The organism is Falsihalocynthiibacter arcticus (assembly GCF_000812665.2).
Lineage (GTDB): Bacteria > Pseudomonadota > Alphaproteobacteria > Rhodobacterales > Rhodobacteraceae > Falsihalocynthiibacter > Falsihalocynthiibacter arcticus.
In genome coordinates, this window is the sequence record NZ_CP014327.1 from 2,784,204 (window position 1) to 2,807,018 (window position 22,815).

At 54.2% G+C, this 22,815-nt stretch carries 18 protein-coding genes and 2 pseudogenes; 19 read left to right on the forward strand and 1 reads right to left on the reverse strand.

Annotation, left to right across the window (positions count from 1 at the left end):
• Positions 1-137: 137 nt before the first annotated feature.
• Both RC74_RS13760 and RC74_RS13765 read left to right on the forward strand, forming a co-directional pair.
• A complete protein-coding gene (locus RC74_RS13760; RefSeq protein ID WP_039000394.1) occupies positions 138-1,532 on the forward strand; it encodes a glutamate decarboxylase in 1,395 nt (464 codons plus the stop codon).
• Positions 1,529-2,422, forward strand: coding sequence for a hypothetical protein (locus tag RC74_RS13765; RefSeq protein ID WP_052274610.1), 894 nt, complete (start codon positions 1,529-1,531; stop codon positions 2,420-2,422). The genes RC74_RS13760 and RC74_RS13765 overlap by 4 nt, the downstream gene beginning before the upstream one ends.
• A gap of 5 nt (positions 2,423-2,427) precedes the next feature.
• On the opposite strand, the gene pcaD is transcribed toward RC74_RS13765, so the two are convergent.
• Positions 2,428-3,219, reverse strand: coding sequence for a 3-oxoadipate enol-lactonase (gene pcaD / locus RC74_RS13770; protein WP_052274611.1), 792 nt, complete (start codon positions 3,217-3,219; stop codon positions 2,428-2,430).
• A gap of 422 nt (positions 3,220-3,641) precedes the next feature.
• Between pcaD and hmgA the strand changes: the two genes are divergently transcribed.
• The 17 genes and pseudogenes from hmgA (at position 3,642) to RC74_RS13855 (ending at position 22,740) form a co-directional block, all read left to right on the forward strand.
• Positions 3,642-5,003 carry a homogentisate 1,2-dioxygenase gene (gene hmgA, locus RC74_RS13775; protein ID WP_039000395.1) on the forward strand — a complete coding sequence of 454 codons (1,362 nt, stop codon included), beginning with the start codon at positions 3,642-3,644 and terminating at the stop codon, positions 5,001-5,003.
• 83 nt (positions 5,004-5,086) lie between these two features.
• Positions 5,087-6,348: pseudogene (gene fahA, locus RC74_RS13780) on the forward strand (fumarylacetoacetase).
• 107 nt (positions 6,349-6,455) lie between these two features.
• Positions 6,456-7,457, forward strand: coding sequence for a Gfo/Idh/MocA family protein (locus RC74_RS13785; protein ID WP_039000397.1), 1,002 nt, complete (start codon positions 6,456-6,458; stop codon positions 7,455-7,457).
• Between the two features lie 3 nt (positions 7,458-7,460).
• A complete protein-coding gene (locus RC74_RS13790; RefSeq protein ID WP_039000398.1) occupies positions 7,461-9,035 on the forward strand; it encodes an acyl CoA:acetate/3-ketoacid CoA transferase in 1,575 nt (524 codons plus the stop codon).
• On the forward strand, positions 9,032-9,814 hold the full coding sequence (locus RC74_RS13795; RefSeq protein WP_039000399.1) for an enoyl-CoA hydratase/isomerase family protein: 783 nt from the start codon (positions 9,032-9,034) through the stop codon (positions 9,812-9,814). The genes RC74_RS13790 and RC74_RS13795 overlap by 4 nt, the downstream gene beginning before the upstream one ends.
• Positions 9,804-11,327 (forward strand): aldehyde dehydrogenase family protein, encoded by a 1,524-nt coding sequence (locus RC74_RS13800; protein ID WP_039000400.1) that lies wholly within the window; start codon positions 9,804-9,806, stop codon positions 11,325-11,327. The genes RC74_RS13795 and RC74_RS13800 overlap by 11 nt, the downstream gene beginning before the upstream one ends.
• Positions 11,328-11,377: 50 nt before the next feature.
• A pseudogene (locus tag RC74_RS13805) lies at positions 11,378-12,615 on the forward strand (ABC transporter substrate-binding protein).
• Between the two features lie 73 nt (positions 12,616-12,688).
• A complete protein-coding gene (locus RC74_RS13810; RefSeq protein ID WP_039000402.1) occupies positions 12,689-13,585 on the forward strand; it encodes a carbohydrate ABC transporter permease in 897 nt (298 codons plus the stop codon).
• Complete coding sequence (locus tag RC74_RS13815; RefSeq protein WP_039000403.1) at positions 13,585-14,466, forward strand: carbohydrate ABC transporter permease; 882 nt, start codon at positions 13,585-13,587, stop codon at positions 14,464-14,466. The genes RC74_RS13810 and RC74_RS13815 overlap by 1 nt, the downstream gene beginning before the upstream one ends.
• A gap of 4 nt (positions 14,467-14,470) precedes the next feature.
• Positions 14,471-15,586, forward strand: a complete 1,116-nt coding sequence (locus tag RC74_RS13820; RefSeq protein WP_039000404.1) for an ABC transporter ATP-binding protein — start codon at positions 14,471-14,473, stop codon at positions 15,584-15,586.
• A gap of 24 nt (positions 15,587-15,610) precedes the next feature.
• Positions 15,611-17,107, forward strand: a complete 1,497-nt coding sequence (locus RC74_RS13825) for a GMC oxidoreductase (protein WP_039000405.1) — start codon at positions 15,611-15,613, stop codon at positions 17,105-17,107.
• Positions 17,104-17,865, forward strand: coding sequence for a 3-ketoacyl-ACP reductase (locus RC74_RS13830; protein ID WP_039000406.1), 762 nt, complete (start codon positions 17,104-17,106; stop codon positions 17,863-17,865). Before RC74_RS13825 ends, RC74_RS13830 begins: the two co-directional genes overlap by 4 nt.
• A 7-nt stretch (positions 17,866-17,872) precedes the next feature.
• Positions 17,873-19,468: a GMC family oxidoreductase gene (locus RC74_RS13835; RefSeq protein WP_039000441.1), complete on the forward strand. Its 1,596-nt coding sequence runs from the start codon at positions 17,873-17,875 to the stop codon at positions 19,466-19,468.
• 3 nt (positions 19,469-19,471) lie between these two features.
• Positions 19,472-20,632, forward strand: coding sequence for a dihydrodipicolinate synthase family protein (locus RC74_RS13840; RefSeq protein ID WP_039000407.1), 1,161 nt, complete (start codon positions 19,472-19,474; stop codon positions 20,630-20,632).
• 10 nt (positions 20,633-20,642) lie between these two features.
• Positions 20,643-21,671 (forward strand): LacI family DNA-binding transcriptional regulator, encoded by a 1,029-nt coding sequence (locus RC74_RS13845; RefSeq protein ID WP_039000408.1) that lies wholly within the window; start codon positions 20,643-20,645, stop codon positions 21,669-21,671.
• A gap of 10 nt (positions 21,672-21,681) precedes the next feature.
• Complete coding sequence (locus tag RC74_RS13850; protein WP_039000409.1) at positions 21,682-21,990, forward strand: Dabb family protein; 309 nt, start codon at positions 21,682-21,684, stop codon at positions 21,988-21,990.
• A 63-nt stretch (positions 21,991-22,053) separates the two neighbouring features.
• A complete protein-coding gene (locus RC74_RS13855; protein WP_039000442.1) occupies positions 22,054-22,740 on the forward strand; it encodes a fumarylacetoacetate hydrolase family protein in 687 nt (228 codons plus the stop codon).
• Positions 22,741-22,815: the final 75 nt, after the last annotated feature.

A 22,815-nucleotide genomic window follows, 5' to 3' on the forward strand; every position in this document is an offset into this window, starting at 1 on the left:
CCAATTAGGTTGGAGGGTGGACCAGCGGTCAAATTTTGTTCTATACAACGGACAACAATTTGATCTTGCGTCAAAAAACTGAGAGTTCATATTTTGGTTCTTCTCGACCTTCGGCGCGCCAACAATGAGGGACTACAATGGTCGATACCACTAAGACGCCTGCGCCATCTAACCATTTCGACGAAATTTACGGCTCCGACGAGATGTCGGTCCCGCTTTCAGAGAGCATCTTTCCCGGAAGCGAAAGTGACCCGCGCAATGTCTATGCGTCGATCCGCGACGAGTTGATGCTTGACGGCAACTCGCGCCAAAACCTCGCAACGTTCTGCCAGACTTGGGAAGAGCCTGAAATTCACCAGCTGATGGATGATTGCATCGACAAAAACATGGTGGATAAAGACGAATATCCACAGACTGCGGAGATCGAGCAGCGCTGTGTTCGTATGCTTGCGGACCTATGGAATGCACCCAGTGGCGCGGCTACAGGCTGTTCCACGACGGGGTCGAGTGAGGCGGCGATGCTGGGTGGATTGGCGATGAAGCGCCGCTGGGAAGCCCGCCGCAAAGCCGAGGGCAAGCCCATAGACAAGCCCAACCTGATCACCGGTCCCGTGCAGGTTTGTTGGCATAAATTCACCCGCTATTGGGATGTGGAACACCGCGAAATTCCGATGGAAAACGGACGCCTTTTGATGACGCCAGAAGAGGTGTTGAGCCTGTGTGACGAGAACACCATTGGTGTCGTGCCCACGCTTGGCGTGACCTTCACGGGGCAATACGAACCCGTTGAGGCGGTTTCTGCGGCGCTCGACAAGTATGAGGCTGAAACGGGCCTTGATATTCCGATCCACGTTGATGGCGCTTCGGGCGGGTTTCTTGCGCCGTTCTGTGCTCCTGAATTGATGTGGGATTTCCGCCTGCCACGGGTGAAGTCGATCAACGCGTCCGGACATAAATTTGGCCTCGCGCCGCTTGGTGTGGGCTGGATCGTTTGGCGCAGCGCCGACGATCTTCCGGAAAACTTGGTGTTCTGGGTGAATTATCTGGGCGGAAATATGCGCGATATCGGGCTTAATTTCTCGCGTCCGGGCGGGCCTATCACGTGCCAATACTATAATTTCCAACGACTTGGGCGGGAAGGTTACACCAAAATCCACAAGGCGTGCTACGCGACCGCGCAATATCTCGCGGCCGAAATTGGCGCGCTTGGGCCGTTTGACATTGTCTACGATGGCGATATGACGTCTGGTATCCCCGCTCTGTGTTGGACGCTCAAACCCGATGTTGATCTTGGATTTACCCTGTTCGATTTGGCCGATCGTCTGCGGATTTATGGCTGGCAAGTGCCCGCATATACCTTGCCTGCAAACTGTCAGACCCAAGCTATTCAACGCATTTTGGTGCGCAACGGAGTCAGTCGCGACCTTGCTACGCTCCTGATGCGCGACATCCGTAAAGCGTTGGCACATTTGACAAAACATCCGGCGGAAACACCGCTTGGCGAAAATGCCGCCGGTGGTTTTCATCATTGACCGAAGACTGTCGCATCCCCTCCACTGATGGGCCGAAAGTCAGCGCTGCAAGCGGCCCATGGCCGTTTGTAACGCGTCGGCAATATGCGCATCGTGGGCAACAGCACGTCTGGCGCTCGCGAGATCATCGCAAGGGATTGCGGCGGGCATTTTTGCCCACTTATAGTGACGCGTGGAAACCAGAAAGCCTGAACGTCTGGATCGGCAGCGGGTTCTCGATTGGATCGTTCTTGTTCATCGCCGGTTCGATTCTAACGCTGTGGCCTGTGGCTGCGCACACCTTTTCGATGTCTGGATTTGACGTTAATGCGGTCTTTTTCCTCGGTTCGATTTTTTTCACGATAGCGGGATACCTGCAGTTGTTTCAGGCCGCGAACTCGGGCGCATTACCGCATGAAAACGCTGAACCTCGGCGGTTTGTATTGATTGGCTGGCAACCCTCTCAAATCGGCTGGCTTAGTAGTTTTTTGCAATTCCTGGGAACGCTTTTATTTAATGCCTGCACCTTTATGGCGTTGCTGTCGATTGAAAGCTGGCTTCAGCAGGACTTAGCGATTTGGGTACCAGATCTGCTTGGGTCCATCCTTTTTCTCACCTCTGGATATCTGGCATTTATTGAGACTTGCCACCGCTATTGGTCGTGGCGACCGTGGGATATCTCGTGGTGGGGCGCGTTGGTCAATTTCGCGGGTTGCGTCGCGTTTATGATCTCTGCCGTTATGGCCTTCGTGCCGTCAGGTGGCGCGAGCAGTGCTGTTATTACTGCGTCGGTCGCTTGGACGTTGATTGGAGCCATTGGTTTTTTTGCGGGCGCTGTGCTCGTGCTGGTGGAATGCCGCGTAAACGCCTCTCCACCAGTTGCGTTGCCGTCCACAACTCCGACCTTATAAGGCGCTTACTGGTTAAGGGTGCGCCAAAGATCGTTCACGTGGTCGGCGATGATTTCGGGGACCTCAAGGCAGGGCAGATGCCCAACACCTTGGATGATTTCCAGCTTTGAATCCGCAATCAAGTCAGAGAGTGCACGTACAAGTTCGGGCGGCGTCGCTTTGTCTTCGGAGCCGCCAATGCAGATTGTAGGGACGGCTATCGCGCGGGTTGATACGGTTAGGTCCGCGTCGCGAATGGCTCTGCATGATTGCGCATAGCCCTCGACGGTGGTTCGCGTCAGCATGTTGCGATATCCCGCCAATTGCGCGGATTTAGTCTTGTGGAATTCTGCTGAAAACCACCTTTCCATCACCGCATCCGCCATGGGTTCCAGGCCCGTGGCTTCGACCGCGTCGATACGCTGGTTCCACGTGGCGTCGTCGCCGATTTTCGCACCCGTGTTGCTCAACACAAGCCCCGCGACCAGATCGGGGCGAAGGGCAGCAAGAGATTGGGCGATCAATCCACCAACGGATACGCCGCAAATGATGGCCGCTGTGAGGCCAAGATGGTCCATCAAACCGGCCACATCTTGAGCGAGGCCTTCAATGCTGATCGCTCCCATATCACTCAGACCGTGCCCGCGTTTATCCATCATCAATTTAGGAACATCAGGCAGTTTGTCTGCCACGCCCTGCCAAATCCGAAAATCTGTTCCCAAGGAGTTGAGGAAGACAACGGGCTTCGCCGCTTTTGTTTCGGAGTGGAAGCTGTAGTGCAAATTGGTGTCGCGGATTTTTTCGAATTGTAATGACATAGTGTGGCTGCCCGTTATCCAAGGTTGGAGCGTACCAGTTGCGGTACGCGTTTTCAAAAACCTGCGGCGCGAAACCGCACCGACCTAATACATAACGTATCACAGGCTGATCTGCGTGCACTTCATTTTTTATGTCTGTGATGAATTTAGTGATGGAGGGTGGTTGAGTATATCTATTAAATTCAATAAGTTACTATTCTATTCTAATGCGTCACATCAATCTCAGTGGGCAAGCGACACTATCTAAATATGCGACCTCACGCGCGCTATCAAGATTCCCCAGGCATGTTTTTTGCTAGAATTTGACAGAAGCGCCCCGAAAGTTTCGGAAATTTCTAGCGCTACGTTTTAGGCAAAACAAGCGTTGTTAGTTACAAAAGCAACTGATATTTTAGACGCAATGGCAATTGTCGGAGGCCTCCATGAATACGCAAATTCCACCAAACCGAATGATTCAGGCCCCGTCCTTGCCGGGACCCAACACGGGTTACATGCCCGGGTTTGGCAATGACTATGAGACCGAAGTGCTTGAGGGGGCGTTGCCACAGGGCATGAATAGTCCGCAGAAATGCAACTATGGTCTGTATGGTGAGCAGCTGTCAGGAACGGCGTTCACCGCGCCAAGTCATCAAAACGAACGCACGTGGTGTTATCGAATTCGTCCGTCGGTTAAGCATTCGCACCGATATGAAAAAATCGATCTGCCGTATTGGAAATCCGCGCCGAACGTCCTGAATGATGTGACCAGCCTTGGGCAATATCGCTGGGATCCGGTGCCCCACGGCGATCATCCACTGACGTGGTTGACGGGGATGCGCACGATGACGACGGCGGGAGATGTGAACACTCAAGTCGGCATGGCGACCCATATTTATCTGGTCACTGAAAGCATGGAAGACAGCTATTTCTTCTCGGCAGACAGCGAAATGCTGGTGGTGCCACAGGAGGGGCGACTGCGGTTTTATACCGAGCTTGGCATTCTGGATGTGGAGCCTAAGGAAATCGCGATTATCCCGCGCGGGCTTGTGTATCGCGTCGAAGTGCTTGAGGGGCCTGCCCGCGGATTTGTCTGCGAGAATTATGGACAGAAATTTGAGCTGCCGGGGCGGGGTCCGATTGGGGCGAATTGTATGGCTAACCCGCGCGACTTTAAGGCGCCTGTTGCAGCCTATGAAGATCGCGAAGTGCCCTCAACTGTGACCGTGAAATGGTGCGGCCAGTTCCATGAAACCAAGATCGGCCAGTCGCCGTTGGATGTGGTGGCATGGCATGGAAATTACGCGCCCGTGAAATACGACCTGCGGACGTATTGCCCTGTTGGGGCGATCTTGTTTGATCATCCAGACCCTTCGATTTTTACCGTTCTGACGGCGCCTTCGGGGCAAGCTGGGACGGCCAATATCGACTTTGTGCTGTTCCGCGAGCGCTGGATGGTGGCCGAAGATACCTTCCGTCCGCCTTGGTACCACAAGAATATTATGTCCGAGATGATGGGCAATATTTATGGCAAGTATGATGCCAAACCGAAGGGGTTTGTGCCCGGCGGGATTAGTTTGCACAATATGATGTTGCCGCATGGTCCAGATAAAAATGCGTTTGAAGGCGCGTCCAATGCCGACCTCAAGGCCGAGAAACTCGACAACACGATGTCGTTTATGTTCGAGACCCGTTTTCCCCAACATCTGACCGCATTCGCTGGTAAGGAAGCGCCGCTTCAGGATGACTATATCGATTGTTGGGAGAGTCTTGAGAAGAAATTCGACGGGACTGCGGGCAAGAAATGAAAAGTTATTTTATGTTTAAGTCGCAATGGAATATGTGATGTGACGCGCCGCGCCGATCAACAGCAGATTGTTAAGGGGACATCATGACGAAATTGCATCGCTCTTGGGTGGAAAGCGCCAACAACGCCTCGACTTCTTTCCCACTCAATAACTTGCCCTACGGTGTGTTCTCTGTGGGCGAAACCTCTCCGCGATGCGGGGTGGCTATTGGGGACTATATCCTTGATATTCAATTGCTTGAAGGCGCAGGGCTGCTCGACTTTAACGGTGCATTTGGGGGGGGGCGTGGAACGCGTTTATGGCTCAAGGCCGCAGCAAATGGGATGCGCTGCGCACGCGTTTGATCGAGTTGTTGGCCGAGGGAAGCAAAGAGCAGGAGCGCGTCGCGGCCTACTTGGTTGCCCAGTGTGAGGCCACCCTACACATGCCCTTTCAAGTGCGCGAATACACCGATTTTTACGCAGGCATTCAGCACGCCAAAAATATGGGTGAAATCCTGCGTGGGTCGCCTGATTTGCCCGCGAATTGGTTGCACATTCCCATCGGTTATAATGGGCGCGCGTCCTCGATTGTGGTGTCGGGCACGCCGATCCACCGCCCCAACGGCCAGACTAAAGCGCCGGACGCCGAGGTGCCATCCTTTGGCCCAACCAAACGTTTGGACATCGAATTGGAATTGGGCGCCATCGTGGGGACGGGCACTAAGTTGGGCCAACCGATTACGGTGGATGAGGCCGACGACATGATCTTTGGCTATGTTCTGCTCAATGATTGGTCTGCGCGCGATATCCAAGGCTGGGAATACCAACCGCTAGGCCCGTTTCAAGGCAAAGCCTTTGGCACAAGCATCAGCCCGTGGATCGTAACGTCTGCCGCGCTAAACCCCTTCCGCGCGGCGACACCACCGCGTGTAAAGGCGCTGCTACCCTATTTGAACGGCACAAAAAACGGGTTGTATGACATTGATCTTGAGGTGCTGATGCAACCCCAAGGGGCTGCGACAGCCACCGTAATCAGCAGAACCAACTACAATCGCATGTATTACTCTGCCGCCGAACAACTGTGCCACCACGCAAGCAGCGGTTGCGCCATGAACACGGCGGATTTGTTGGGATCGGGCACAATTTCGGGGCCCACACGCGACGAGTTTGGATCGCTCATGGAACTCAGCTGGGCAGGGCGCAAACCCTTCGCCTTAGACACTGGCGAAATCCGCAGCTTCATCGAAGACGGTGACACGCTAACTTTGCGAGGTAAAGCGCAAGGGGACGGGTATATCATTGGGTTTGGCGACAGTAGCGGGACGATACTTCCCGCTGTAACTCTTGGCCCCTCAGAAGCCTGACAAATAGTATTCCATAACTAGATTTCAAAAATGTGTTGACTGGCTGGAACGTTCCAAATAATAGTGGATTCGAAATTGGAACGTTCCAAAAATGGTTGGGAGATAGTATGAACTGGGGATTGATTGGGGCGAGCACGATTGCAGCCGGGCATATGATTTCGGCGATCCGGTCTTGTGCGGGCAATCAGATTATTTCAGTGCTCAGCGCAAATGCTGAACGGGGTGCGGAGTATGCAAAGACGCATGATATCAGGTCCTCCACAACGGATCTTGAGGCGATGCTTGCCGACCCGAATCTTGATGCCGTCTATATCTCAACCACAAACGAAAAGCATAAATTTCAAGCGCTTGCTGCGATTGCTGCGGGCAAACATGTGCTGTGTGAAAAGCCTTTGGCGATGTCCTGTGCGGATGCGCTTGAGATGGTCAATGCTGCCGAGGAAGCGGGCGTTGTTCTCGCGACGAACCACCATTTGCGCAATGCAGGGTCGCATTTGAAAATCAAAGAGTTGATCGATGCGGGCCGGATTGGCAATGTGCAGGCTGTGCGCGTTTTCCATGCGGTTTACCTGCCTGAATCGCTTCAAGGCTGGCGTATTAACAGTGCGGCGGCGGGGGGCGGTGTCATACCAGATATCGTTGTGCATGACGCGGACACGGTTGGCTTTCATCTCGGGGAATATCCGTTGGAAGTGACCGCAATTGAGGCCTCCGGCAGTTTGGGGCAGGGGGTTGAGGATTCAGTCATGTCTGTCTGGAAAATGCCGTCAGGAATATTGGTCCAGACCCATGAAGGTTTCACGCTTCGCCACGCCGAAACGGGTCTCGAATTTCATGGCACCAAAGGGTCGATCATTGCCAAAAACGTAATGACGCAACAGCCCATTGGGCAAGTTGAATTGCGCACGGCGGACGGCGTTGAGGAGATTAAGTTCAGCGATCATAATCTCTATGCGCGGTCGATAGATCACTTTATGGGCGCGGTTGCTGGGCAGGGTCAGCCAGCCGCGACAGGGCGCGATGGCGTGCGCTCGCTTGCCGTCGCCGCAGCCGTCAAACAGGCCGCGACCACGGGAACCCGCGTCGCTGTCAATTACGGAGGCTTGTAAGCCATGCTTTCGAAGATTGTGTCCGCCGCAGAGGCGGTCTCGAAAATTAAGGACAGGGACGTTGTGACTGTGTCGTCGTCGTCTGGATTGGGGTGTCCTGATCTGGTGCTCAAGGCACTTGGCAACCGGTTCGCACAGGAGGGCCATCCTCGCGATTTGACCACTTTGCACCCGATTGCGGCGGGCGATATGTACGGCATCAAAGGTATCGATCATCTTGCGCAAGACGGCTTGCTGGCGCGGATCATTGCGGGGTCCTATCCCAGCGGCCCCTCCTCTTTGCCGATGCCTGCCATTTGGGAAATGCTGACGGAAAACCGCGTGGCGGCGTATAATGTGCCGTCGGGTATTCTGTTTGATATGCACCGAGATGTGGCCGCCAGAAGGCCGGGCGTTTTGACCAAAGTGGGGCTTGAGACATTCGTTGATCCAGTGCGGGAAGGCTGCGCGATGAATGAACGAGCTGCCGCCGAACCAATTGTCCATAAACAGGAATTTGCGGGAGAAACATGGCTGCATTTTCCGAATATCGTACCCAATATTGCGATTATTCGCGCCACCACCGCCGACGAACGCGGCAATCTCACCTTTGAACACGAAGGTGCAACGCTTGGCGCGTTAGATCAGGCAATTGCCGTGCGCAATCATCGTGGCATCGTTATCGCGCAAGTGAAACGTGTGACGGCGGCGGGTTCGCTCCGTCCACATGACGTGCATATCCCCGGACATTTGGTCGATTATGTAGTGATTGACCCTGATCAAAAACAGACAACAGAAACCACGTATGATCCTGCGATTTCGGGGGAAATTATGCGTCCGTGGGACAGTTTCTCCCTTCCTGAATATGGCGTCGAGAAGGTTATTGCGCGCCGCGCTGCGATGGAGCTGAAGGAGGGGGATACCGCCAACCTAGGGTTTGGAATTTCGGCGAATGTGCCACGGGTCCTTCTGGAGGAAGGGTATCCGCAATCGGTGACGTGGACGATTGAACAAGGTGCTGTCGGCGGCGTCCCATTGACTGATTTCGCCTTTGGCTGTGCCTCCAACGCGGATGCGATTTTGCCGTCGCCAACGCAGTTTACCTACTTTCAAGGGGGCGGGTTTGACGTCTCGTTCCTGTCGTTTTTAGAGGTAGATCGCGACGGAAATGTCAACGTGTCAAAGCTGGGGAAGAAGCCCTATTTGACGGCGGGATGCGGCGGGTTCGTCGACATCACGGCCCACGCCCGCAAGATTGTTTTCTCGGGATATTTCGCCGCAGGTGCCAAATTGGAAGTGTCCGAGAGCGGAATTCGGGTCGCGGCACAGGGGAATTTTACCAAAATGGTAGAGATGGTTGAGCATGTTACTTTTGCGGGGCAACGCGCGCGACGCCAAGGGCAAGACGTTATTTACATCACCGAAAGATGCGTGATGCGCCTGGAAGACAACGGTCTCGTTGCCTTCGAAATTATGCCCGGAATTGATCCGGAGGTTGACATAATCGCCGCAAGTGAAGGTCGCGTTGCTGTGGCTAAAGACGTTAAAATTATGCCGCTTTCACTGCTGTCCGAAGGGAAGATGGGGTTGAAGCTATGAGCAATGTACATCTTGATCTCACCGATGGTGTCGCAGAGTTACGACTGGATAATCCCACCAAACTCAACGCCTTGACGCCCGCAATGCTTGCCGACCTTGAGCGCCATTTGACTGTACTGGAAACGAATGCCGATTTGCGTTGTGTCGTCCTTACGGCGCAAGGGGATCGCGCGTTTTGCGTGGGGGCAGATATCAACGCGTGGGCGGACTTGTCGCCGATGGATTTCGCACGCTATTGGATCCGCAGCGGCCATCGGATTTTTGACCGTATCGCGCGCCTTCACGTGCCGACAATTGCGGTGCTTTCCGGCCACGCTTTTGGCGGCGGGCTGGAACTCGCGGCTGCCTGTGATTTGCGTGTGGCGAGCCCGCGCGCAACGCTGGCTCTTCCTGAAACAGGGGTTGGGATTGTGCCAGGATGGTCCGGAACACAGCGCCTAGTTCAGTTGATGCCAGCGGCCATTCTAAAAGAGCTGGTCCTAACGGGGCGTCGGTTAAGTGCTGAGCGCGCCTATACGTTGGGGTTTGTGAATTCCGTTTCCGATGATCCGCGCGGCGACGCATTTGCTATGGCCGCCGAGATAAAAACCAAGTCGCCACAGGCCACTGAGGTGGCGAAATATATGTTGGCGGCGGCGCTAAATGAGGAGCGCAGCGCCATGATCGAGGCTTTAGGCGGTGCGGTTATGGCCGCCTCGCCAGACAAAACCGAAGGGGTTGCCGCGTTTCGCGCCAAACGCCCTGCAAATTTCAAGGATAATTCCCGTGATGACACATGATCTGACACTGATCTCTGGAGCGGGTGCTGTTCCTGCCCCCACGGATGTTTTTATTGCGCAACACCTCATTAACGGCGCTTGGGTCTCGAGTGCGTCTGGCCAAACGTTTGATCGTTTTTCGCCCGCCAATGGGCAGTTGGTTACGCAGGCCGCGTTGGGCGGCGAAGCCGAAGTTGAGGCGGCGATTGCCGCAGCACGTACCGCATTTGATGATCGGCGATGGTCGGATACCTCTGGCAAGGAACGCGCGACATTTCTGTTGAAAGTTGCCGACCTTATCGACGCCAATCGGTCGCGCATCGCCCTGTATGAAACGATGGAAAGCGGCAAGCCCATCGCCCAAGCCGAAGCGGAAATCGAAGGGGCAGCCGACATCTGGCGCTTTGCGGCCTCGCTTGCCCGCACGATCCATGGTGACAGCCACAACACGCTCGGCCCCGATATGCTCGGGGTTGTCCTCAAAGAGCCGATTGGTGTTGTTTCAATGATTACGCCGTGGAATTTTCCGTTCCTTATCGTGTCGCAAAAACTGCCCTTTGCCTTGGCGGCAGGCTGTACCGCCGTTATCAAACCCTCCGAGTTGACCTCGGCAACCACTGTGATCCTCGGCCAGCTTTTGATCGAGGCCGGATTGCCCGCTGGGGTCGTGAATATCGTTTTGGGCTACGGCGATCCTGTCGGCACAAACCTCACCAATCATCCCGATGTCGATATGGTGTCGTTTACAGGCTCCACTGCAGTTGGCAAAGCGATCGTGGCCGCGACCTCCAAAACGTTAAAGAAAGTCTCGCTGGAACTTGGCGGCAAAAACCCGCAGGTCATTTTCCCCGATGCCGATTTGGATGAAGCCGCAGATGCGATTGTGTTTGGTATATATTTCAATGCGGGCCAATGTTGCAATTCTGGTTCACGGATTATCGTACATCATGATATTGCCGCGGTGCTAATACAGAAAATTGTTGAATTATCACGCAAGGTTCCATTCGGTGATCCGCTGAATCCGTCCACAAAGGTAGGGGCTATTATTTCTTCACAACACCAAGCCAAAATAGACGGTTATGTGAAAGACGCAGTTAAGGCTGGCGCAACCGTTGCGATTGGCGGCGCACCCCTTACCATTGACGGGATGTCGGGCGAGTTTTATCAGCCGACGGTCGTGGCAAATGTGACCAAAAATATGGCAATTGCCTCTGAGGAAGTCTTTGGACCCGTTTTATCCGTCCTAACGTTTACAACATTTGACGAAGCTTTGGAAATCGCGAATGGTGGCGATTATGGATTGTCGGCGGGAGTCTGGAGCCAAGATATTAGCACCTGTTTGAAATTTGCACGGCGGGTTCAAGCGGGAACTGTTTGGACCAACACGTGGATGGACGGGTTTGCAGAGCTGCCTTTTGGCGGCGCGAAAGAAAGTGGATTGGGCCGGGAGTTGGGCCACCACGGAATGGATGAATATCTTGAGACAAAGACCGTTCAAATGAGGATCGGCAAAACGCGCTCCAGATGGGTCTAAATCCATAAAGACGACAACGCAAAAAGGGAGGAAACCAAATGCGTAAATTTATGAAACTTACTACTTCTACTTTGGCCACACTTGCGATCACGGGCAGCATGGCTGTTGCCGCAGATGTTGAGGTCCTACACTGGTGGACTTCTGGGGGGAGGCCGCAGCGCTGAACGTGCTCAAGCAAGACCTCGAAAGCCAAGGCATCGGTTGGCAAGATATGCCCGTTGCGGGCGGTGGCGGCGATGCGGCGATGACCGTTTTGCGCGCACGTGTTACAGCAGGAAACGCACCAACAGCCGTTCAAATGTTGGGCTTTGATATCCTCGATTGGGCCGATCAAGGCGCTTTGGCGAACCTCAACGATGTTGCTGCCGCTGAAGGCTGGGACGCGGTTGTTCCAGAAGCATTGCAAGCCTTTTCCAAGGTGGATGGCCAGTGGGTTGCAGCCCCTGTTAACGTCCACTCGACCAACTGGGTTTGGGCAAATAAAGCGGTGCTAGAAGCCAATGGTATTGCTGTTCCAACGACATGGGAAGAGTTCGAAGCGGCGGTAAACACCCTCGCAGCAGCGGGCCTCACCCCCATCGCTCACGGTGGCCAAGCTTGGCAGGATGCGACCATTTTTGATGCGGTTGTCATGTCTACGGGCGGGCCCGATTTCTACAAGGCGGCCTTTATTGATTTGGACCCCGAAGCACTGGGCTCGGACACAATGAAACAAGCGTTCGACCGCATGTCTTTCATTCGCGCAAATGTGGACGACAACTTCTCGGGTCGCGATTGGAACCTTGCAACGTCGATGGTCATTAATGGCGAAGCGGGCTTCCAAATGATGGGCGATTGGGCCAAGGGCGAATTCTTGAATGCGGGTAAAGTTCCCGGCGAAGATTTCCTTTGCTTCCGCTTTCCAGGCACCCAAGATCAAGTCACGTTCAACGCGGATCAATTCGCAATGTTCAGCCAAGGCGATACGGTATCTGATGAGCAAGCAGCCCTTGCAACAGCGATCTTGTCCCCGTCCTTCCAATCGGCGTTCAACGTGGTCAAAGGCTCCGTTCCTGCCCGCACTGATGTGAGCGACGAGGCCTTCGATGCCTGTGGTAAACAAGGCATTGCCGATCTCGCAGCCGCTTCTGCATCCGGTAATCTCTATGGATCAATGGCGCACGGACACGCATCGAATGCGTCCGTTAAGAACGCGATCTATGACGTTGTAACCGCTCACTTTAATGGCGAATACGACAGCGAAACAGCGACGTCAGAATTGGTCGACGCAGTCTCCATCGCGCAATAAGATCTCTACATCTGGGCCGACCTCGCGTGGGTCGGCCCACCCTGCAATCGCTTTCAAAAACAGGGAGAGCACTATGGCGCAGCCAACTGCCCAGCCAGATTTCAAAACACGCCTACAAAACTGGATTCCCAAGCTCGTCCTGTCTCCCTCGGTGGCAATGGTCTTTGTCTTTGTCTATGGATTTATCATTTTCACCGTCTATCTGTCGTTTACCGATAGTCGGATGCTCCCCAGTTTTGGCTGGGTCGGATTTGAGAATTATGATAAGCTTTTTCGCCTAAGTCACTGGACGATTGCCCTCAAGAACCTCGCCATTTTTGCCTCGCTCTATATCATTATTTGTACGGTGATCGGCCTTGCACTGGCGATCTTCCTTGACCAAAAAATTCGCGGCGAGGGCGTTTTGCGCCCGATCTATCTCTATCCCATGGCCTTGAGCTTTATTGTGACGGGTACGGCATGGAAATGGCTGCTCGACCCCGGAATTGGGCTTGAACATACCATGCATCTTTGGGGCTGGACCAGCTTCCAATTCGATTGGATCAAGAACCGCGACTATGCGATTTACACCGTGGTCCTTGCCGCCGTCTGGCAAACCAGCGGGTTTGTGATGGCGATGTTCTTGGCTGGCTTGCGCGGCATAGACAACGAAATCCTCAAAGCGGCGCAAATGGATGGGGCCTCGAATTGGAACCTTTATCGCCGCATTATCATCCCGCAATTACGTCCCGCATTTCTGTCGGCCTTTGTGATCCTCAGCCACCTTGCGATCAAGTCCTACGACCTCGTCATCGCCTTAACGGGCGGCGGTCCGGGGCGGGCGACGGAACTACCCGCAACCTTCATGTACTCCTATACCTTCTCGCGAAACCAGATGGGGATCGGGGCCTCAAGTGCTGTGATCATGCTCATGACAATCGCTGCGATTATGATCCCCTACCTCTATGCTGAACTCAAGGAGGGCAAATAATGTCTGCTGCTTCTGCCGATAGCGCCATTCGCACAGGTCGTGTGACGCGCGTCTTTATCTATCTGTTCTTGCTCCTTTTTGTCCTGTTTTACGCGCTTCCCTTGTTTGTGATGGTGGTGAACTCCCTCAAACCTCTGGCCGAGATTACGGGTGGCAATATGCTGGCCTTGCCCGAAATCTGGACATTTGACGCCTGGCGCAGTGCGTGGTCGACCGCTCAAATTGGTGTCGAGCCAACGGGCCTGAAACCCTACTTCTGGAACTCCCTCAAAATGGTGGTGCCTGCTGTTGCGATTTCGACGGTTTTGGGGGCGTTGAATGGCTACGTACTTACCAAATGGCGCTTCCGCTATGACACATTTCTCTATGGATTGGTGTTGTTTTCCTGCTTTATCCCGTTCCAAATCGTGCTGATCCCAATGGCCCGCGTTCTTGGCTTGTTGGATATCGCGGGAACAACTTCTGGCCTTGTGTTGGTGCACGTCGTCTACGGTGTCGGCTTCACCACCCTCTATTTTCGCAATTACTACGCCGCGTTCCCGACGGAACTTGTGCAGGCGGGAATGATCGACGGCGCGGGTTTCTTTCGCATCTTCTGGCGCATTCTTTTGCCAAGTTCAGGGCCGATCATCGTGGTGTCCGTTATCTGGCAATTTACCAATATCTGGAATGACTTCCTGTTTGGCGCATCCTTCGCGGACTTTGATAGCCAACCGATGACCGTCGCCCTCAACAACCTCGTTCAGAGTTCGACTGGGGTCAAAGAATACAATGTCCACTTTGCAGGCGCGATCTTAGCCGCCCTGCCAACACTCCTCGTCTACATCGTCGCTGGTCGGTACTTCGTCCGCGGTTTGATGGCTGGCTCAGTGAAAGGCTAATCCAATGGGTTTTCTCGATATTAACAATGCAACGAAATCCTATGGCTCCGTGCAAGTGCTGCACAATGTGGATATATCTGTTGAAGAGGGGGAGTTTCTGGTCCTCGTCGGCCCCTCCGGCTGTGGGAAATCTACTCTGCTGAATATGATCGCGGGTCTAGAGGAAATCACGACAGGCGACATCAGTATCAAAGGCAACCTTATGAACGGGGTGCATCCCTCGCAACGCAACATCGCGATGGTGTTTCAAAGCTATGCACTTTACCCGAATATGACCGTGGGTAAAAACATCACCTTTGGTTTGGAAATGCACGGAGTGCCCAAACCCGAGCGCGAAAAAGCCTTGGCGGATGTGGCCAAACTGCTCCAAATTGAACTGCTTTTGGATCGTAAACCGGGGCAACTTTCGGGCGGCCAACGCCAACGTGTGGCGATGGGGCGTGCTCTTGTGCGCAAACCGGATGTGTTTTTGTTTGACGAACCATTGTCGAATTTGGATGCCAAATTGCGGGTCGATATGCGGACCGAGATCAAGAAACTGCATCAAAAACTCGGTACAACCATCGTTTACGTGACCCACGATCAAATCGAAGCCCTGACCCTGAGCACGCGGATCGCGGTAATGAACGGCGGTTATGTACAGCAATTGGGCACGCCGAAGGAAATCTACGACACCCCCGCCAACCTGTTTGTGGCCTCCTTTATGGGGTCTCCGTCGATGAATTTACTGCCCATGACTGTGCAGGTCGAAGGCGAGTCCGTTTACGTAAAAACCCAAACCAAAGACGGCGAAGGCGTGCGCCTGAAATGCGTGAATTCCGCCGATGCATTGCGTGCCTATGACGGGCAAAAAATCACCATGGGCATTCGCCCCGAGGCGATCACCGACCCAGATGGCGCCGACCAATCTTCGCGTCATATCGAGGCGGTTCAAGCCCGTGTCGAAGTGACCGAACCCGCAGGATCAGACACCTTCGTCACCTGTACCTTCGGCGGATTTGAATGTGTCGCACGGATGCGTGCGGATGCCGAAGTGAAGCCAGGTGAAATCGCTCCGTTTGCGATCAACATGGAAAAAGCGATTCCGTTTGATCCGCAAACCGAAAACCGCATTGCCTGATTGGCACAAGGGAGTTTTGGCTTTGTGAAACCCGATATTGTCATCATCGGCTCTGGAATGGGCGGCGCAACTTTGGCTGCGTCCCTCGCTCCAACCGGCGTTCAAATTGTCATGCTGGAACGTGGCGATTATATGCGCCCAAGTCCCGAGTGTCGGGACGACGACGCCATTTTTAAACGTGGTTTTTTTCGGTCTGATGAGCAGTGGCTTACGCCGTCGGGCGCAGGTTTTAGCCCCGGCAACTTCTATTATGTCGGGGGAAACACGAAATTCTACGGCGGTGTGATGTTGCGCTATCGCGCCGAGGATTTCACTGAGATGCAACATTTAGGCGGAACCTCCCCCGCATGGCCGCTTTCTTACACGGATTTCGCCCCTTGGTATGACAAGGCCGAAGCGCTTTTTGATGTGCGTGGCCACGCGGGCGAGGACCCAACAGACCCTATTCGCGCTGGAGCCTATCCCTATCCCGCGGTCCCAGATGAGGCATCTATTGCGGATGTCCGCGCACGATTGCGCCGTGCAGGCGTGTCGCCCGCGAGCCTGCCGTTGGCCGTGGACATCGAACATTGGCTCATGGGGGGCGACGACTCTTGGGATGGCCATCCCGACACAACGGGGGCCAAGCGCGACGCCGAAAGTGTTGGCATTGCCAAAGCAAAACAATACGAGAATTTCACGCTCATTACGGGCGCAATGGTTAAACGTTTGCAGACGGATTCAAAACAGCGGATCACCGAAATTCACTATGAAAAAGACGGTGAATTTCACACCCTCAAGCCCAAAATCGCGATTCTATCCGCAGGCGCGGTGAATTCGGCAGCGTTGCTTCTGCGCTCTGCGAACGACGCACATCCCACGGGACTGGCCAATAGCTCCGATCTTGTTGGGCGGCGGTTCATGAACCACAATTGCACGGCGCTCATGGCGATAAATCCATGGCGAGCAAATACGGCGATTTATCAGAAAACGCTTTATTTCAATGATTTCTACTTAAAAGGGGGCCCAAACAACTCCCCCTTGGGTAACATGCAATTGCTTGGAAAAATCACAACGCCCATCCTGCGCTCGCAAGCCCGCATACCCACGCGCGTGGCGGATTGGATCACCCGACATTCGGTCGATTGGTATGCCATGAGCGAAGACCTTCCGTCGCTTGAAAGCCGCGTGACGCTGAAGGGGGACCAAATCGTTCTGGATTGGAAACGCTCGAACTGGGAAGCCCACGAAGCCCTTGTTGCGCAGGCAAAGAAAGTGATGCGCAAAGCGGGCTATCCTATCATGCTTTCCCGAGCTTTCGACCGTGCGACGCCTTCGCATCAGTGCGGTACCGCCGTTTTTGGCACCGACCCAAAAGCAAGCGTTTTGGACCTGCATTGTCGTGCGCATGATCACCCAAATCTATTCGTCGTCGACGCCAGCTTTTTGCCAAATTCCGCAGCTGTGAACCCCGCGCTGACCATTGCCGCTCAGGCGTTGCGTGTCGCTGAGCATATTAAAAACAAGGACTTAAAAGAATGAAACCGGTTGCCCTGATCACAGGTGGACAAAAAGGCATTGGCCTTGGAATTGCCCACGCCCTTGTGGAAAACGGCTATCGGGTGGCGCTTGCCGCCGACAGTGCGCCTGACAGTAACGCGGTACGTGACGCCCTTGGAAAACTGGGCGTGGATGCGCTGTATTACCAACATGATCTTCGGGATGTTGCTTCGGTGGGGCACTTATTGGATCAGATTGAAGCTGATTTGGGGCCTGTCGCGAGCCTTGTTTCAAACGCAGGGGTGCCCGCAAAAGTGCGCGGCGATTTGCTGAACCTCACCCAAGATAGTTATGACTTTGTGATGGACGTAAACCTCAAAGGGGCGTTCTTTTTGGCCCAAGCAGTGGCACAGCGGATGCTCGCTTCGCCTGCAAGCGCAAACTATCGGTCCATCGTATTTGTCACTTCCGTCAGCGCCGCGATGGTGTCGATTGAACGGGGGGAATACTGCCTGTCTAAAGCGGGGGCGGCGATGATGGTGCAACTCTTTGCTGCACGACTGGCAGAGGACGGCATTGGCGTGTTTGAGTTGCGGCCTGGAATTATCGAAACCGACATGACCGCTGGCGTAAAGGACGCCTACACGCCCCGCATTGAAGGTGGCTTGGTTCCTGCAAAACGATGGGGTACTCCAAGCGATATCGCAAGCATCGTGGTGCCACTTGTGCGGGGGCAAATGGCTTTCGCCAATGGGGCCATCATTCCAGTGGATGGCGGCCTGTCCATCCATCGATTGTGAGGATGCAATGACTAAATCAGATGACTTTATTATCGTCGGGGGTGGGGCAGCAGGATGCGTTCTGGCCGCTCGACTCTCCGAAAATCCGCAAACTTCTGTTCTGCTTCTGGAGGCTGGCGGGCGCGATTGGCACCCCTTCTACAAGATGCCCGCTGGCTTTGCGAAAATGACCAAGGGCATTGGCAGTTGGGGTTGGCATACCGTTCCGCAAAGGCACATGAACGATATGGTGATCCGTTATACGCAGGGCAAAGTGATCGGTGGTGGGTCGTCGATCAACGCCCAGATTTACACCCGCGGCAATGCTCTGGACTATGATGAATGGCGACAAATGGGCTGTACAGGCTGGTCGTATGAAGGCGTCCTGCCGTATTTTCGCAAGTCCGAAGACAATGACACGTATGGCGGAGAATTTCATGGGCAAGGCGGGCCCTTGGGGGTTTCCCAACCTCGCGCGCCTTTGCCGATTTGCGACGCATATTTCGCCGCAGGGGCCGAACTCGGGATTCCGCGCAACCATGATATGACGGGTGAGACGCAGGATGGAGTTGGCTTTTATCAATTGACTCAACGGGATGCGCGCCGATCTTCAACCTCGGTTGCCTTTCTTGATCCCGCGCGAGGGCGGTCCAATTTGACCGTGCGCACCGATGCAATGGTCCGGAAGATCCTTGTCGAAAATCACCGCGCGGTTGGTGTTGAAGTTCTGGCGAAGAACGGCTCCGAAACTCTGCATGCAGATGCGGAGGTCATTGTCTCGGCGGGGGCCATCGGCTCACCAACGCTGTTGATGCGTTCGGGTATCGGTCCCGCCGATCACCTGCGCGACGTAGGCGTGGATGTGACGTTTGATCAGCCCGAAGTGGGATCAAACCTACAGGATCATCTTGATCTTTTCACAATTTCGGAATGCACGGGCGACCATACCTATGACAAATATGCCAAGCCGTATTGGTCGGTGGTCGCGGGCCTGCAATACATCTTCTCCAAAAGCGGGCCCGTCGCCTCAAGCTTGTTTGAAACCGGTGGCTTTTGGTACGCGGAGGAGGGGGCGCGTTCGCCCGATATTCAATTCCACCTCGGTCTTGGGTCGGGCATCGAGGCGGGCGTTAGCAAAATGCGCAATCCGGGTGTGACGCTGAATTCGGCTTATTTACGGCCCCGTTCGCGCGGAACCGTGCGCCTTGCGACAGCGGATCACGCCGACGCGCCGTTGATTGATCCAAACTACTGGGCCGATCCGCATGACCGTGAAATGTCCATTCGCGGGTTAAAACTTGCCCAAGAAATTATGCGGCAGGATGCCCTTAAGCCCTTCGTGCAGTCGGAAATCCTCCCGGGGAAAGATGTGCGCACGGACGAGGATTATTTCAACTTTGCCTGCCAAAACGCCAAAACCGATCATCACCCCGCAGGCACATGCCGGATGGGCGCGGACGCGGCGGCAGTAGTTGACCCACAGCTTAAATTCAACGGCATTGCTGGATTGCGGGTCGTGGATGCCTCGATCATGCCACGCCTTATTTCCTCGAATACAAATGCGCCAACGATCATGATTGCGGAAAAAGCAGCCGACATGATCCGCGCTGAACATGGACTTTGATAGATGCGCTTACCCACATATGAAAATACGCTCAAAACCTACACATTGATTGGCGATCCATTGGTGCCGCAAGTGCCGTCGGTTCCTTTTACCCGCACAGCGTTTGCCGCCGCGCATGTGGTTTCTGATCCGTTGGCCGAACGCGCGCCATGGGTGGGACGCCCTGCGGTGGATTGGGAAAATACACTTAAGTTTCGCCACACGCTTTGGGATCAGGGTCTCGGGTTGGCGGAAGCGATGGACACAGCCCAACGCGGGATGGGGGTTGATTGGCTCACAGCCAAGGAATTGATTGAACGCACGATGATCGAGGCCAAAGCGCATCCGTTAAAACCGCGCGTCGCCTGTGGTGCGGGCACCGATCAATACGACATCAGCGCGTTGACCTCCGAAGACATGCTCATTCGCGCCTATTCCGAACAAATGGAAGCGATTGAGGCGGCAGGTGGCCAAGTCATCATCATGGCAAGCCGCGCTATGGTTGCTGCGGGAACGGGTCCAGATTTCTATGCCCGTGTTTACGGTCGCTTGATTGAGCAGGCCAAGGAGCCAATCATCCTGCATTGGCTTGGCGATATGTTTGACGCGCACCTCAAAGGTTATTGGGGGGCGGATGATCTGGACGCCGCTGCGGACTCCGTTTTGGACATCATCACGGCGCATGAAGACAAGATCGACGGCATCAAAATATCGCTGCTGGAACAAAGCCGCGAGGAGGCCCTTCGGGCGCGTCTTCCAGAGTCTGTACGCCTTTATACCGGCGATGATTTTAACTATGCTGCCTTGATCGAAGGGGACGGAACACGGTTTTCACACGCTTTGCTCGGGATATTTGCCGCCATCGCTCCCGCCGCCTCGCAAGCGCTTACGGCCTTGGCCAAGGGCGATTCCGCAACCTTCCATGCGCTTCTTGGCCCTACGGTTCCGCTCAGTCGAGAGATATTCAAAGCTCCGACGCAGTTCTATAAAGCAGGCATCGCTTTTCTCGCGTGGCTCAATGGCGCCCAGAGCCATTTTATTATGCCCGCTGGGTTCCAAGCCTCGCGTGAAATCGCGCACTACGCCGAGGTGTTTCGTTTGGCCGATCAGGCCCGCCTTCTTAGCCAGCCGGATTTGGCTGTCTATCGAATGAAGCAACTTTTATCTCTGCATGGAATCGAATAAAGGTCATTGAATGAACAAAAAGCCAACAATAATCGACGTCGCCGCCCATGCGGGCGTGTCAAAGTCGACCGTTTCGTTGGTGGTTCAAAACAGCCCCTTGGTCAAAGACGACACGCGCAAATTGGTGCAGGAGTCGATGAAAGCGCTCAATTATGTCCGCAATCGCGCCGCAGCAACGTTGCGCGGATCGGGCACGGGGCTTGTTGGACTTGTGATCAATGACCTGCGCAACCCGTTTTTCACCGAATTTGCAGCAAGCGCACAGATGGCGTTTTCCGATCATGGGCTGGCCACGGTGATTGCGAATTCAAATGAAGACCCGAAAATTCAGCACCAAGTGATCCAATCCATGCTTGAACATGAGGTTTCCGCGCTTTTGATTTCTCCGTGTTATGGCGACACAAAAGGGACCTTTGATGCAATCGCGCAGTCGGGCATTCCAACCCTTCAGGTGTTGCGACAAGCGGATATGCGCGCGGATATTTTTCCGTTCTACTCGCTTGATTATGGTGCGGGCAGTCAGTTGGCGGTTGAGCACTTGATCGGTCAAGGCATTCGCGAGATTGCCTTTGTCGGCGGTGAAAAGGGCGTGGCCATCACTAGCGAACGCATGTCGGCCTATCAAACTGGGATAATTGATAAGGGCTTGCAGGGGCATGTTTTTCACGGGCGGGCCACGCGGGTCTTTGGTCGGGAAGTCGCTTTTAAACTGCTCAGGGAGCATCCGACAGTCAAAGCGGCAATCTGTTTCAATGATCTCGTTGCCTTGGGGATGATGTCCGCATTTGCACAGTCGGGGGTCGTTGTTGGCAAGGATTTCTTTCTGATTGGGTTCGATGACATCGAAGAATGCAGCCACGTCTATCCGCAGCTTAGCTCGGTTCATTGCGATATCGCGGAATTTGGGCGGCAAAGTTCGAGGATCGTTCTGGATTGGCTTGAAACGGGGATTCAGCCGATGTGCCCCGACCGTGCTCCGGTGCATCTGGAAATCAGACAGTCGAGCGTCGTGCCCTCATCTTTGCAATCACCAGAATAAGGAATTTCCCATGTTGAAGCACTGTGTTTTCGTCGATTTTCAACCGCAATACACCCAAGAAGAGCGCGACGCCGTTTTGGCGGGGTTCGCCGAGGTGGCCGCAGATGTGCCCGGAATGCTGGACTATTGCTTTGGCCCTAACCTCGATTTTGAGAATAAATCCCCAGCGTACCGCGATGGGTTTGTCGTGACGTTTGAAAATCGTGATGCCCTGTTGGCCTATGCAAACCACCCGCATCACATGGCCTTGGGCGCACGAATGGTCGCGATGTGCAACGGCGGATACGATGGAATTATTGTATTTGATTTAAGTGTTTGAGTTTTAAACGGACTTATCTTCCCCCTAGTTTCGGGGGCGTTAAAGATGAAATTGGAGAAAGAAATGGCCAAATATGCCTTTGAGATGCCTTTGGCTGCTGCGCTGCCTATTGTAGGTACTGATGCGCTCTTCCCCGTAAGGCGAGTATATTGCATTGGTCGCAACTACGCCGCACATGCGCTTGAAATGGGCCACGACCCAGATCGAGAACCGCCCTTTTTCTTTCAGAAAAACCCGAACAACCTTGATGCTTCGGGCGTGTTTTCCTATCCGTCTCAATCTAGGGATGTGCATCACGAAATCGAAATGGCCGTGATGTTGAAGTCTGGCGGCAGTAATATTCCTGTGGCCGAAGCGATGGCCTATGTGTTTGGCTACGGCGTGGCCCTCGACATGACGTGCCGTGATTTGCAGGCGCGCATGAAGAAAATGGGTCGCCCGTGGGAAATCGGCAAAGCTTTTGAGCATTCCGCGCCGATCACTCAAGTTTACCCTGCTTCAACGGTTGGCCATCCTGACCAAGGGCGCGTTGAATTGAAGGTGAATGGCGATATTCGTCAAGAGGGCAACCTGAACCAAATGATCTGGAAGGTGCCGGAAATGATTTCCTATTTGTCGGAGTACTTCGAACTTGCACCGGGCGATGTTATTCTCACGGGAACGCCTGCTGGGGTTGGACCCGTTGAGGTCGGGGATATTATGGAGGCCACAATCGAGGGCATGGGAAAGCTGGTCGTAACGGTCGTTTGACACGCTACTTGTGTGCGCAAACACATTTACGTAGGGTTGCCAATCAGACTTTGGCGCGGACTCATCACGTTTTCG